14 protein-coding genes and 1 pseudogene are annotated in these 13570 nt (G+C 62.5%); all 15 read left to right on the top strand.

All coding sequences use genetic code 11. The features are described 5' to 3' along the window. Positions 1–192 precede the first annotated feature (192 nt). The 15 genes and pseudogenes from urtA (at position 193) to AC1DOG_RS19180 (ending at position 13490) form a co-directional block, all read left to right on the top strand. Positions 193–1485, top strand: a complete 1293-nt coding sequence (gene urtA, locus AC1DOG_RS19110) for an urea ABC transporter substrate-binding protein (RefSeq protein ID WP_018897094.1) — start codon at positions 193–195, stop codon at positions 1483–1485. Between the two features lie 176 nt (positions 1486–1661). Then, entirely contained in the window at positions 1662–3281 is a 1620-nt protein-coding gene (urtB, locus tag AC1DOG_RS19115; protein WP_477930246.1) for an urea ABC transporter permease subunit UrtB, read from the top strand. After that, a pseudogene (urtC, locus tag AC1DOG_RS19120) lies at positions 3278–4358 on the top strand (urea ABC transporter permease subunit UrtC); the annotation flags it as partial. The gene urtB and the pseudogene urtC, both read left to right, overlap by 4 nt. Before the next feature lie 88 nt (positions 4359–4446). Continuing rightward, positions 4447–5202: an urea ABC transporter ATP-binding protein UrtD gene (urtD, locus tag AC1DOG_RS19125; protein ID WP_477930248.1), complete on the top strand. Its 756-nt coding sequence runs from the start codon at positions 4447–4449 to the stop codon at positions 5200–5202. 202 nt (positions 5203–5404) lie between these two features. Next, positions 5405–6100: an urea ABC transporter ATP-binding subunit UrtE gene (gene urtE, locus AC1DOG_RS19130; RefSeq protein WP_477930250.1), complete on the top strand. Its 696-nt coding sequence runs from the start codon at positions 5405–5407 to the stop codon at positions 6098–6100. Between the two features lie 161 nt (positions 6101–6261). Then, positions 6262–7083: an urease accessory protein UreD gene (locus tag AC1DOG_RS19135; protein ID WP_477930252.1), complete on the top strand. Its 822-nt coding sequence runs from the start codon at positions 6262–6264 to the stop codon at positions 7081–7083. 20 nt (positions 7084–7103) lie between these two features. Beyond that, the gene (locus AC1DOG_RS19140; RefSeq protein ID WP_477930254.1) at positions 7104–7406 is read left to right on the top strand and encodes an urease subunit gamma; all 303 of its coding nucleotides are present in this window, start codon (positions 7104–7106) and stop codon (positions 7404–7406) included. A 7-nt stretch (positions 7407–7413) separates the two neighbouring features. After that, complete coding sequence (locus tag AC1DOG_RS19145) at positions 7414–7668, top strand: DUF1272 domain-containing protein (RefSeq protein ID WP_477930256.1); 255 nt, start codon at positions 7414–7416, stop codon at positions 7666–7668. A gap of 10 nt (positions 7669–7678) precedes the next feature. After that, positions 7679–7984 (top strand): urease subunit beta, encoded by a 306-nt coding sequence (locus AC1DOG_RS19150; RefSeq protein ID WP_047514525.1) that lies wholly within the window; start codon positions 7679–7681, stop codon positions 7982–7984. A 32-nt stretch (positions 7985–8016) separates the two neighbouring features. Continuing rightward, on the top strand, positions 8017–8415 hold the full coding sequence (locus AC1DOG_RS19155) for a lysozyme inhibitor LprI family protein (protein ID WP_477930335.1): 399 nt from the start codon (positions 8017–8019) through the stop codon (positions 8413–8415). Between the two features lie 16 nt (positions 8416–8431). Continuing rightward, entirely contained in the window at positions 8432–9055 is a 624-nt protein-coding gene (locus AC1DOG_RS19160; protein ID WP_477930258.1) for a Urease operon accessory protein, read from the top strand. Between the two features lie 3 nt (positions 9056–9058). After that, entirely contained in the window at positions 9059–10768 is a 1710-nt protein-coding gene (gene ureC, locus AC1DOG_RS19165; RefSeq protein WP_018897105.1) for an urease subunit alpha, read from the top strand. Positions 10769–11109: 341 nt separating this feature from the next. Continuing rightward, on the top strand, positions 11110–11940 hold the full coding sequence (locus AC1DOG_RS19170) for a GGDEF domain-containing protein (RefSeq protein ID WP_113008316.1): 831 nt from the start codon (positions 11110–11112) through the stop codon (positions 11938–11940). Between the two features lie 374 nt (positions 11941–12314). Beyond that, positions 12315–12815, top strand: a complete 501-nt coding sequence (gene ureE / locus AC1DOG_RS19175; RefSeq protein ID WP_477930261.1) for an urease accessory protein UreE — start codon at positions 12315–12317, stop codon at positions 12813–12815. Positions 12816–12818: 3 nt separating this feature from the next. After that, a complete protein-coding gene (locus AC1DOG_RS19180) occupies positions 12819–13490 on the top strand; it encodes an urease accessory protein UreF (RefSeq protein ID WP_477930262.1) in 672 nt (223 codons plus the stop codon). Positions 13491–13570: the final 80 nt, after the last annotated feature.

Genomic DNA, 13570 nt, shown 5'->3' on the forward strand with positions numbered 1-13570 from the left:
CTTGTCATGCGTTCGTAACATGGAACAGTGCGGGGCTTAAGAGTGCGGTGCAACGCAAAACTGCACATTTCGCCCCGTCACCTACGTCATTTCGCGTATACGCTTTCGCAGTGCAGCACCGGATAGTCCCTTAAGCAACAGTTAATCGCCGTTTCAGGCCTGTTGTCGGAACAAGAAGAGGGGATCAACCAGATGAATCTGCGATCATATGTTTCCGGTGCCGTGCTCGGCGCCGTCATGTCGGCCACGGCCGCATTCCATGGAGCCGTTGCGGCTGACGACACCATCAAGGTCGGCGTTCTGCATTCGCTGTCCGGCACGATGGCGATCTCCGAAACGACGCTGAAAGACGCCATGCTGATGCTCATCGACGAGCAGAACAAGAAGGGCGGCCTTCTCGGCAAGAAGCTCGAGGCCGTCGTCGTCGATCCGGCTTCCGACTGGCCGCTGTTTGCCGAAAAGGCACGCGAGCTGATCGAAAAGGACAAGGTCGCGGCCGTCTTCGGTTGCTGGACGTCCTCGTCGCGCAAGTCGGTCCTGCCGGTTTTCGAAGAGCTCAACTCCATCCTGTTCTACCCGGTTCAGTATGAAGGCGAAGAGTCCTCGCGCAACATCTTCTACACGGGTGCTGCTCCGAACCAGCAGGCGATCCCTGCTGTCGACTACCTGATGGAAAAGGAAGGCGTTAAGCGCTTCGTTCTCGAAGGCACCGACTACGTCTATCCGCGCACGACCAACAAGATCCTGGAAGCCTACCTGATCTCGAAGGGCATTCCGAAGGAAGACATCATCGTCAACTACACGCCGTTCGGCTTCTCCGACTGGCAGACGGAAGTCTCCAAGATCAAGGAATTCGGCGCCTCCGGCAAGAAGACCGCCGTCGTCTCCACCATCAACGGTGACGCCAACGTTCCGTTCTACAAGGAACTCGGCAACCAGGGCGTCAAGGCAACCGACATTCCTGTCGTCGCCTTCTCGGTCGGCGAAGAAGAGCTTGCCGGTCTCGACACCAAGCCGCTCGTCGGCCACCTCGCTGCCTGGAACTACTTCGAGTCGGTCGAAAGCCCGGCCAACAAGAAGTTCATCAAGGAATGGCATGCCTATACCAAGAACGACAAGCGCGTGACCAACGACCCGATGGAAGCTGCCTATATCGGCTTCAACGCATGGGTTAAGGCGGTCCAGGCTGCGGGCACGACCGACACGGACAAGGTTCTCGACACGATCATCGGCACCACGGTTCCGAACCTGTCGGGCGGCTACGCCACCGTCATGCCGAACCACCACATCACCAAGCCGGTCCTGATCGGTGAAATCCAGGCGAACGGCCAGTTCGAAATCGTCCAGCAGACCCCTGCTGTCGTCGGCGACGAATGGTCCGACTTCCTGCCTGACTCCAAGGACCTGATCTCCGATTGGCGCAAGCCCATGAACTGCGGCAACTTCAATGTCGCAACGGGCAAGTGCGGCGGCAAGGGCTCCTGAGTGGACACCCCTTCACTCTAAAAGCCTGAAAACAGCTTCCGTCCGGCCCTCCTGTCCGGGCGGAAGTTCTCTCTCCGAAGCGTGGCCTTGAGGCTTCGGACGGCAGTTGCCGAGTTAGAGGCCTGAATTTCTCCCGATTGCGCCGGAAGGCCAACGATAACCGAGGCAGAAAGCCGATGTATCGCGCCATCAAGATTTTGCTTTTGACCTTGTGCCTGGCCCTGCCGGCATTCGCCACGGCGCTGAAGGCGCAGGAAGACATCCACGCGCTGGTCGACGCGCTCGGCGTCGGCGATTTCCCGGAACGCGAGGTCGCCATCAAGGCGCTGGTCGCATCCGGCGATGCGCACGTCAGCCAGATCCTGCAGCAGCTCAGCGACGGCCAGCTTTACGTGAATTCGGAAAGCGGTGGCCCGGTTCTGCTCCAGGGCGGCACGGATGACGAGCCGACATTTTCCGATCCGATCAGCGGCGAAGCCGTCGCCGATATCGACGCGGACTACATGTCCAAGGTCAGGATCAACAATTCGCTGCGCGGTGTCATCGCTTCAGCCATGAGCCAGCTGACGCTGCTCTCTCCCGATCGCGGCGCCCGCCTCGCGGCTGCCCAGGGGCTGCTGCGCGATGCCGATCCCGCCAATCTCGAACTTCTGAACTCAGCGCTTGCCGCCGAGAAGGACGGCGAGGTCAAGGAGACGATGGAAGCCGCCCGCGCCGTGATGGTGTTGAAGAGCGATGTCGGCGCCGAGGACAAGAAGGCGGCCATCGACACGATCGCCGCCCGTGGCGGTCGCAACGCGCTGACCATCCTGACGACGGCGATGGCGACCGCGCCTGACGAACTCAAGGGCGAGATACAGACGCATATCAACACGATCAACCGCAGCCTGGCGCTCTGGGACGTGGTGCAGAATGTCTGGTACGGTCTGTCGCTCGGCTCGGTGCTGCTGCTTGCCGCCATCGGCCTTGCCATCACTTTCGGCGTCATGGGCGTCATCAACATGGCGCATGGCGAGATGGTGATGATCGGTGCCTACACGACCTATGTCGTGCAGCAATACATCGCCTCGACATTCCCCGGCCTCGAAGTCTGTTCGCTGGCCTTCGCCGTGCCCGCCGCCTTCGTCTTTACCGGCTTCGTGGGCCTCGTCATCGAACGCACCGTGATCCGCTATCTCTACGGACGACCGCTGGAAACGCTGCTCGCAACCTGGGGCGTCTCGCTCATCCTGCAGCAGGCGGTGCGCTCGATCTTCGGGCCGACCAACCGCGAAGTGCGCAATCCAAGCTGGATGTCGGGCGCGTTCGAACTCGGCGGCCTGTCGATCACCTGGAACCGCCTGTGGATCATCGTCTTCTCGATGGCCGTATTCGTGACGCTGCTGATGCTGCTCAAGCGTTCCGCCTTCGGCTTGCAGATGCGCGCCGTCACGCAGAACCGCCGCATGGCGTCGTCGATGGGCATCCGCACCGGCTGGGTCGATGCCTTCACCTTCGCGCTCGGCTCGGGCATCGCCGGCATGGCGGGCGTGGCGCTCAGCCAGATCGACAACGTCTCGCCCAATCTCGGCCAGAGCTACATCATCGACAGCTTCATGGTCGTGGTGTTCGGCGGCGTCGGCAATCTGTGGGGCACGCTGGTGGGCGCGCTGTCGCTCGGTGTCGTCAACAAGTTCCTCGAGCCCTTCGCCGGCGCCGTGCTCGGCAAGATCCTGGTGCTCGTCCTCATCATTCTCTTCATCCAGAAGCGGCCGCGTGGGCTCTTCGCACTCAAAGGAAGGGCGGTGGAAGCATGATTACGGCCTTCCTTCTCCGGTCTCTCGATCGCAAGATCATCGTTGCGCTCTTCATCCTGCTGGCGCTCGCCGTGCTGGTGCCGGTCCTGAATCTGATGACGCCAGCCACGAGCCCGCTGCATATCCCAACCTACATCATGTCACTGTTCGGCAAGTATCTGACCTATGCACTTCTCGCGCTGGCGCTCGATCTCGTCTGGGGTTTCTGCGGCATTCTCTCGCTCGGCCACGGCGCCTTCTTCGCGCTCGGCGGCTATGCGATGGGCATGTATCTGATGCGCCAGATCGGCACGCGCGGCAGCTACGGCGATCCCATCCTCCCCGATTTCATGGTGTTCCTGAACTACAAGGAACTGCCGTGGTTCTGGCATGGGTTTGACCATTTCTGGTTCGCGGCGCTGATGGTGCTTGTCGTGCCCGGATTGCTCGCCTTCGTCTTCGGCTGGTTCGCCTTCCGCTCGCGCGTCAACGGCGTCTACCTCTCGATCATCACCCAGGCGATGACCTATGCGCTACTGCTCGCCTTCTTCCGCAACGACATGGGCTTCGGCGGCAATAACGGCCTGACCGATTTCAAGGATATCATCGGCTACAACATCCAGGCCGACGGCACGCGTGCTGCCCTCTTCTCGGCCACCGCGATCCTGCTGGCACTGTCGCTGCTGATCGCGTCGGCCATCGTGCGGTCGAAGTTCGGCAAGGTGCTGGTCGGCGTGCGTGACGCGGAAAGCCGCACCCGCTTCCTCGGCTACCGCGTCGAGCACTTCAAGCTCTTCACCTTCGTCGTCTCGGCGATGATGGCGGGGATCGCCGGCGCGCTCTACGTTCCGCAGGTGGGCATCATCAATCCCGGCGAATTCGCCCCGGCCAACTCGATCGAAGTCGTCATCTGGACGGCGGTGGGTGGGCGCTCGACGCTGATCGGGCCGATCATCGGCGCGATCATGGTCAATGGCGGCAAGACGATTTTTACCGGTCTCTTCCCCGAATTCTGGCTCTTCGCGCTCGGCGGGCTGTTCGTGGCGGTAACGCTGTTCCTGCCCAAAGGCATCGTCGGCACGATCGGCCAGTATCTCGGCAAGCGCAAGCCATCCTCCAGCGACACGCCGCCCGCGAAACGCGAAGACGGTGTGGACGCAGAAATCCAGCCCGCGGAGTGAGCGCCATGATCCCTGACGTCAAACCCAACAGCGTTCTCTATCTCGACAACGTCTCCGTCTCCTTCGATGGCTTCAAGGCGCTGAATTCGCTGTCGATCGTCATCGAACCGGGCGAACTTCGCGCCATCATCGGCCCCAACGGCGCCGGCAAGACGACGATGATGGACATCATCACCGGCAAGACGCGGCCGGACACCGGCCAGGTGTTCTTCAACGGCCAGACCGATCTCACCAAGCTCGACGAGGCCGACATCGCCCAGCTCGGCATCGGCCGCAAGTTCCAGAAGCCGACGGTGTTCGAGAGCCATACGGTCTGGGACAATATCGAGCTGGCGCTGAACCGCAAACGCGGGGTGTTTTCGACGCTGTTCTACCGGCTGTCGAGCGAGGACCGATCGCGTATCGACGAGATCCTCGCAACGGTCCGCCTGACGCATCGCCGCGACGATCTCGCCGCCAATCTCAGCCATGGGCAGAAGCAGTGGCTGGAGATTGGCATGCTTCTGGCGCAGGAGCCGAAGCTGTTGCTGGTCGACGAGCCGGTGGCCGGGATGACGGATGCGGAGACGGCGGAGACGGCGATCCTGCTCAAGGAGATCGCCAAGACGCGGTCGGTGGTCGTCGTCGAGCACGACATGGGCTTCATTCGTGACCTTGGGGTGAAGGTGACGTGCTTGGCCGAAGGCTCGGTGCTGGCCGAGGGGTCGATCGATTTTGTGAGTTCCGATCCGAAGGTGATCGAGAATTATCTGGGGCGGTGATGAGCGTTGAGCAAGGATTACCCCCCTCTGCCCTGCCGGGCATCTCCCCCACAAGGGGGGAGATCGACCTGTGGCGGGCGTCTCGTCAATCAATAGCCGTTGGAGCGAGCGGGTGCGCCCAGCCAATCTCCCCACCTGTGGGGGAGATGCCCGGCAGGGCAGAGGGGGGCGCCACAACCGTAAGCGATCATAGGGGAAAACCATGCTGACCGTCGAAAACGCAAACCTCCACTATGGCGCGGCGCAGGCGCTGCGCGGCATCTCGCTGAAGGCCGAGATGGGCAAGATCACCTGTGTGCTCGGCCGCAACGGCGTGGGCAAGAGCTCTCTGCTGCGCGCCGTCACCGGCCAGCACCCGCTGTCTTCAGGGACGCTGACCTTCAACGACACAAAACTCAACGGCCTTGCGCCCTATGCGCGCGCCAAGCAGGGCATCGGCTATGTGCCGCAGGGGCGCGAGATCTTTCCGTTGCTGACGGTGAAGGAAAACCTCGAGACCGGCTTTGCCCCGCTTTCGCGTCGCGACAAGAATATCCCCGACGATATCTTCAGCCTGTTCCCCGTGCTGCAGACCATGCTCGGGCGGCGCGGCGGCGATCTCTCGGGTGGGCAGCAGCAGCAGCTGGCGATCGGTCGGGCGATGGTGACGCGGCCGAAGATCCTCGTGCTGGACGAGCCGACCGAGGGTATCCAGCCGTCGATCATCAAGGATATCGGCCGGGCGATCCGCTATCTGCGCGACAGCACCGGCATGGCGATCCTGCTGGTCGAGCAGTATCTCGATTTCTGCCGGGAGCTTGCGGATTACGTCTACATCATGGATCGAGGCGAGATCGTGCATGAAGGCCTGGCTGAGACGCTGGATACGCCGGAGGCGCGCCGGCACCTGACCGTCTGATCGGCATTCGCCGCTTTTAAGGGCACTCGACGACATGCGCTCCGCTGGCCGGCGCCGGGATTGCGGCGTCTTTCGCGCGGCACGGAAATTGCTTGCTTTCAATCAGTTACAGGATTGAATGAGAACGGCCGGGCAAACCGGCGGCATGAAAAGGGCATGGAATGACGAACGCCGCGGCAGCCACCAGACCGCAAAGGGCCGAAGGCCGCGGGCATCTGGCCGCGAAGTCGCTGGGCGGGCGTACGCGCATCCGCGAGCTCTATCAGGAGGGGGCGGCGAAGATCCGGCTGCCGGATACCTTCGATGCCTCGATGGAGGCCGTCATCATCAATACGGCCGGCGGGCTCACCGGCGGCGACCGCATGGACTGGAGCGTCGTTGCCGGTCCCGGTACGCGCATCGACGTGACCACGCAGGCCTGCGAAAAGATCTACAAGGCTTCCGCCGGCACCGCCGAGATCACCACGAAAATTCAGGTCGGCGCCAATGCGCGGGTCGACTGGCTGCCGCAGGAAACCATCCTCTTCGATCGCTCCTCGCTCTATCGGCGGCTCGATGTCGACCTCGACGAGGGGGCGGAGTTTCTGGCGGTCGAGGCGGTGCTGCTCGGGCGCAAGGCGATGGGCGAGGCGGTTGTCTCCGGGCTATTTCGCGACCGCTGGCGTATCCGCCGGGAAGGCCGGCTTTGCCATGCCGAGGATCTGAGGCTCGCGGGCGAGGTCCAGTCGCTGACGCGCGAGCAGGCGGTGCTGTCGGGCCAGGTCGCCTTCGCGACGCTGCTCTATGTCGGACCACCGGCGGAGGGCTATCTCAATGCGGTCAGGCCGTTGCTCGACGGCCATATGGGCGGTGCCAGTTGCTGGGCGGGCAAGCTTGTCGTTCGGCTCGCGGCGTCGGATGGCTTCGCACTTCGAAAAATCCTGATCCCGATCATTTCAGCCTTGCGCAACGGCGCGCCTGTGCCGAAAGTCTGGAATCTCTAGTTCAAGCAGATGGATGCACGATGAACCTCACACCAAGAGAAAAAGACAAGCTGTTGATTTCGATGGCGGCGATGGTCGCGCGGCGGCGGCTGGAGCGGGGCGTCAAGCTCAACTATCCCGAGACCATCGCGCTGATTACGGACTACGTCGTCGAAGGCGCGCGTGACGGACGGCCGGTGGCCGAGCTGATGGAAGCCGGCGCCCATGTCATCGGCCGCGACCAGGTGATGGATGGCATCGCCGAGATGATCCATGACGTGCAGGTGGAGGCGACGTTCCCTGACGGAACCAAGCTTGTCACCGTTCACGAACCGATCCGCTGAGGCCACCATGCTCGAGCTTCGACCCAATTGCGAATGCTGCGACAAGGACCTGCCGCCCGAAAGCCGCGAGGCCGTGATGTGCAGCTTCGAGTGCACCTATTGCGCTGATTGCGCCGACAACGTGCTTTCAGGCATCTGCCCGAATTGCGGCGGCGAACTGGTGCGCCGGCCGGTGCGCCCGGCGGCCAGGCTCATCAACAACCCGGCATCGACGAAACGCGTGCTGAAGGCCGAGGGCTGCGCGCCCGTGAAGGCTGCGTGAGGAGAGAATCATGATCCCAGGCGAAATCATTGCCGCACCAGGCGAAATCGAACTCAATGCCGGTGCGCCGACCGTGACCATCGAGGTGTCGAACACCGGCGATCGTCCCGTGCAGGTCGGCAGCCACTATCACTTCGGCGAAACCAATGCCGGGCTCTCCTTCGATCGCGAGAAGGCGCATGGCATGCGGCTCGATATTCCCGCCGGCACCGCCGTGCGCTTCGAGCCCGGCCAGACGCGCTCGGTGACGCTGATCCCGCTATCAGGCAAGCGCGAAGTCTACGGCTTTCGCCAGCTGGTGATGGGCAAGCTGTGATCATGTCTCGGGAGGAGATGATGCGTTTCTTTATGCCTATCGGTTTCGGGCTGCTGGCGCTGATTGGTGCCAGCGGTGCCAGCGCCGAGGAGATCGACTGCAAGAGCCCGACGACGCAGACCGACATGACGCTCTGCGAGCGGGCGCGGCAGGACGAGGCCGACAAGGCGCTCAACGTTCAATACAAGAAGACCCGCGCCGCCATGGTCGCCGTTGATAGCGATCAGGATGGCGATATGAAGGGGGCGGAGAAGGCTCTGGTAACTGCCCAGCGTGCCTGGATCACCTACCGTGATGCGCAGTGCGAGGCTGAGGGCTTTCAGGCGCGTGGCGGCACGATGGAGCCGATGCTGGTTGCCGGCTGCATCGCGAACGTGACCGATGCCAGGACCAAGGAGCTGAAGACGCTCGAAGATGCGATGAGCAACTGAGGTGACAGAGAGCATCATGATCGTCGGCAATGGTGAGATCGGTGCGGAAGGGGCCGCGGCTGTTGCTGCAGCACGCTTCGTCATCCGGTTCAACGAATGCCGGTCCTATGAGGCGAGCCCCGGCCGCACTGATGTCGTCGCCGTCTGCAATACCGGCCGTCCCGCCAAGGCGATGCTGTCTTCCGAGGCGTGGCGTGCGCATCCCGCCGTGGTCGAGGCTTCGGAGATCTGGAGCGTGCGCGATCCGGAGAAGTTCGCGGCGCTGAAGGCCCCGCTGGCCATTTCGCATCCAGAGCTCGACGATTTCTGCGACGACTATACGAGTCAATTCAGCAGCTTCTGCAGGGACGCTGGCAAGACGCATGTGGTCGTTGACACAATGATTCATGATGGCGTCGACCAAGCGCTGGCCGCATTTGATCCCGCACCCTACGTCGTGCCGAGCAGCGGCATGATCGTGATCGCTGAGGTCGTGAACCGATTTCCCGATGCCCCGATCGCGCTTGCCGGCTTCGGCCATCAAGGCTGGGAGTGGCATCCCTTCGCTGCCGAAAGGCAGCTCGTCGACGCTTACGTCGCCGCCGGCCGCGTCACGCGGTTTTATCCGTCCGCATCCCGTTCGTCCTCCCAAGGAGCCTGACCCATGCCCTACAAGATTTCCCGCGCCGCCTATGCCGGCATGTTCGGCCCGACCACCGGCGACAAGGTGCGGCTTGCCGATACCGAGCTCTTCATCGAGATCGAGAAGGATTTCACCACCTATGGCGAAGAGGTGAAGTTCGGCGGCGGCAAGGTCATTCGCGACGGCATGGGGCAGAGCCAGGCAACGCGGGCGCAGGGCGCGGTCGACACCGTCATCACCAATGTCGTGATCATCGACCATACCGGTATCGTCAAGGCCGATATCGGGCTGAAGAACGGCCGCATCCACGCCATCGGCAAGGCCGGCAATCCGGATACGCAGCCTGGCGTCAACATCATCGTCGGCCCCTCGACCGAGGCGATTGCCGGCGAGGGCAAGATCATCACCGCCGGCGGCATGGACGCGCATATCCATTACATCTGCCCGCAGCAGATCGAGGAAGCGCTGATGTCCGGCATCACCTGCATGCTCGGCGGCGGTAGTGGCCCGGCGCACGGCACGCTCGCCACCACCTGCACCGGCGCCTGGCATATCGAGCGGATGATCGAGAGCTTTGACGGCTTCCCGATGAACCTCGCGCTCGCGGGCAAGGGCAATGCTTCGCTGCCGGCCGCACTTGAGGAGATGGTACTGGCCGGCGCGTCGTCGCTGAAGCTGCACGAGGACTGGGGCACGACGCCGGCTGCGATCGACTGCTGCCTCTCGGTTGCCGACGAATACGATATCCAGGTGATGATCCACACCGACACGCTGAACGAGAGCGGCTTCGTCGAGGATACGATCGGAGCGCTCAAGGGCCGCACCATCCACGCCTTCCACACGGAAGGGGCGGGCGGTGGCCACGCGCCGGATATCATCAAGATCTGCGGCCAGTCGAACGTCATCCCGTCGTCGACCAACCCGACGCGACCCTACACGGTCAACACGATTTCCGAGCATCTCGACATGCTGATGGTCTGCCACCATCTGTCGCCGTCGATCCCCGAGGATATCGCCTTTGCCGAAAGCCGCATCCGCAAGGAAACGATCGCGGCCGAAGACATCCTGCACGATATCGGCGCCTTCTCGATCATCTCGTCCGACAGTCAGGCCATGGGCCGCGTCGGCGAGGTCGCGATCCGCACCTGGCAGACCGCCGACAAGATGAAGCGCCAGCGCGGTCCGCTGAAGGAGGAGACGGGGGATAACGACAACTTCCGCGTCCGCCGCTATATCGCCAAGTACACGATCAACCCGGCGATCGCCCAGGGTGTCAGCCACGAGATCGGCTCGATCGAAGTTGGCAAGCGCGCCGACCTCGTGCTCTGGAACCCGGCCTTCTTCGGCGTGAAGCCGGAGATGGTGCTGCTCGCCGGCTCGATCGCGGCGGCCCCGATGGGTGATCCGAACGCCTCGATCCCGACGCCGCAGCCGATGCACTATCGCCCGATGTTTGCCGCCTACGGCAAGCTGCGCACCAATTCGTCGGTCACCTTCGTTTCGCAGGCTTCGCTCGACGCCGGCCTGAAGGGACGCCTCGGCGTCGCCAAGGACCTCGTCGCCATCAAGAACACGCGCGGCGGCATCTCCAAGGCATCGATGATCCACAACAGCCTGACGCCGCATATCGAGGTCGATCCGGAGACATACGAGGTGCGCGCCGACGGCGAGCTGCTCACCTGCGAACCGGCGACGTCGCTGCCGATGGCGCAGCGTTACTTCATGTACTGATCAGCTTTAATGGCCGGCGCCCCGGTGCCGGCCAACTTTTGGCTACACGTTTAGCAATGCATTCTTAAAGTTGCATCGTGATTGCGTGCTGTTCCACCATGGGGCGTTGCGTCCGAAATGGGACGCGGCGACCGGTGAAATCCTGAAAACTGTGATTTATCAATTTCTTAGATGCTCGGCCTCGCCGCCATTTCCAAGGCCAGTTTCGTCGCGTTTCGATCCATTGTGCAGCGCACGAACAATTTACAAAACTCGCTAAAATCCTAGTGATTCCCTTAAGACCCCGGCAGCGGTTCGTGTCTCATCAATAGACTTGGCGAGGGGCTAGAAGGTCGATTCGGATGCACATTTTACTCGAGGCGGAGCTCGGCGATTTCAGGAATCGCCTGACGATTTATACCTATGCGCTGAAGATGAGTTTCGCCGCGGTGATGCTCTCCTCGCTTGTCATCGCGGTGCTGCTGTTGCCGCTCGATTGGGCGGGCATGCTGCCGGTTTCGCTGGAGCATGCGGTGATCTATGGCGTGGCGCTATCCTGGGTGATCGGCGGGATCGTATCGGGAGCGCTGGCCCTGGTCGCAGGCTATGCCATGCATCAGCTCAGCGTCTCGCGCGCCGAGTTCGAGCAGCTGAGCCGCACCGACATGCTGTCCGGCCTCTTGAACCGACGGGCATTCACCGAGGCGCTCGATGATGTCGATGAGCCAGCCTGTCTGGCGATCTTCGATGTGGACCGCTTCAAGGCGGTCAATGATCGCTACGGGCATGCCTGCGGCGATGCTGTTATCGTCGCTGTCGCCGCGGAGCTGTCGGCGGCCTTCAGCTCGGATTCGACTATTGCGCGGCTCGGCGGTGAGGAGTTCGGGGTGGTCGTCATCGCTCCCTTGAAAGAGGAGCGGGTGGCGCAGATCCGGGCTGCCTGCAACCGGCTTGCCGAACGGACGATCGCGCTCGATGGCTGCAGCTTCAATGTCACGATGTCGGCCGGCATCGCGGAGCTCTTCGATGGGCGAAGCAGGCAGGCCGCCTACACAGCCGCCGACAAGGCGCTCTATCTGGCGAAGACGCTCGGCCGTAATCGCGTGGTCCACGAGGATGAGGGCCTGCAGCGCCGCATGCGTCTCAGCCAGGATGAAACCAATGTCGACGGCAGGTCGTCCGCCATTCATTAGAGCCTTTCTTGGTTAGATTGAAGCATTCTGTTGGCTCAAACGGAGTCGTATGGTCGACCGGCCGGCGCGCGTCGTAGCCAACGCATACGGCCAAGCCGGCCGGTCGATCAGGCGGCCCGTTTCAGCCAACCCCGCAGGGGCCGGGCATCTTTCCGTCAGGATCAAAGGCGATCGGCTCGACCGTACCTGGGGTATGCCCTTCGCCAATCGCCTTGCCCTGACGAAAACCTGCTCCGGCAGAATGCTTCAATCTAACCAGGAAAGGCTCTAAAGCGTTGCAACGACACGCGTATAGTGCGCAAACCGGCGTTTTGACCCTTGCGCGGTTCCAGCCGATTTTGCATGCTCCTCGCCTGAACCGGAATGGACATATCATGCAGTACATCACCTCTTATCTGCCTGCCGGCACGCCGTCTTCCCACCCAACGCACAAGGTCGTGCTGGCGCATGATCTGAGGCATCTCCGGCGCAAGCTGCTGCATCTCGACAATGGCGAGATGGTCATGCTCGACCTCAAGGAGCCGGTGCTGTTTGCCAATGGCGACATGCTGGTGCTTGGCGATGGCGAGCTGGTGGAGATCGTTGCGGCCGACGAGAAGCTGTTCGAGATCAAGGCGCGGGACCGTCTGCATCTGATCGAGCTCGCCTGGCATCTGGGCAACCGGCATCTGGGTGCGCAGATCGAGGAAGAGCGTATCCTGATCCTGCGCGACCATGTCATCCGCGCCATGCTCGAAGGGCTGGGCGCGACGGTCTCTGATGTCACCGAGCCGTTCCAGCCGGCGCGCGGTGCTTATCATTCCCATGGCAGCCATTCGCATGGCCACGGACATGATCATGGGCATAACCACGGCCACAACCACTCGCACGACTGAACCATGACCGAGAACGGTGATCTTCAGGCGCTGCTGCGGTTGATGGCATGGCTTTCGCCGGCCTTTCCGGTGGGCTCGTTCGCCTATTCGGGCGGGCTGGAGCGGGCGGTAAATGATGGGCTCGTACACGATGCCGCCTCGCTCAGCGATTGGCTTGGTGCCATGATGGATCACGGCGCCGTCTGGAACGACGTCGTGCTGCTTGCCGAGAGCAACAGGGTGCAGGGCAATGCCTCGGCTCTGTCTGAGGTGGCCGAGCTTGCCGAGGCGTTGGCGGGATCGCGCGAGCGGCACCAGGAGACGATGCTGCTCGGCGATGCTTTCCTGTCGGCGGCTGGCGCATGGCCTGATGAGGTGTTCATACGGCTGCCGAAACATGTGGCTTATCCTGTTGCCGTGGGCGCCGTGTCCGGCGCGCATGGGATCGGCGCCGAAAAGGCGGTCGCCGCCTTCTTGCACGCCTATGTCTCGCAGGCCGTTTCCGCCGGTATCCGGCTCGGCGTTGCCGGGCAGAAGGATGGTGTCGCGATCATGGCGGCGCGGGAAAGGGATATCGCGCTGCTTGCGCGGCGGGCAACGGGCTCGACGCTCGATGAACTGGGCTCGGCGACGGTGCAGGCCGATATCGTCTCGCTACGGCACGAGACGCAATCGACGCGGCTTTTCCGATCGTGACGACAGCGCTTGTCGCTAACGATCTGCGCCATTTGCCGGTGGCCGACTTGCGGTTGACGCGCTATGATTATTCTCGATTG

It is taken from the genome of Rhizobium sp. 01N48 (genome assembly GCF_056399145.1).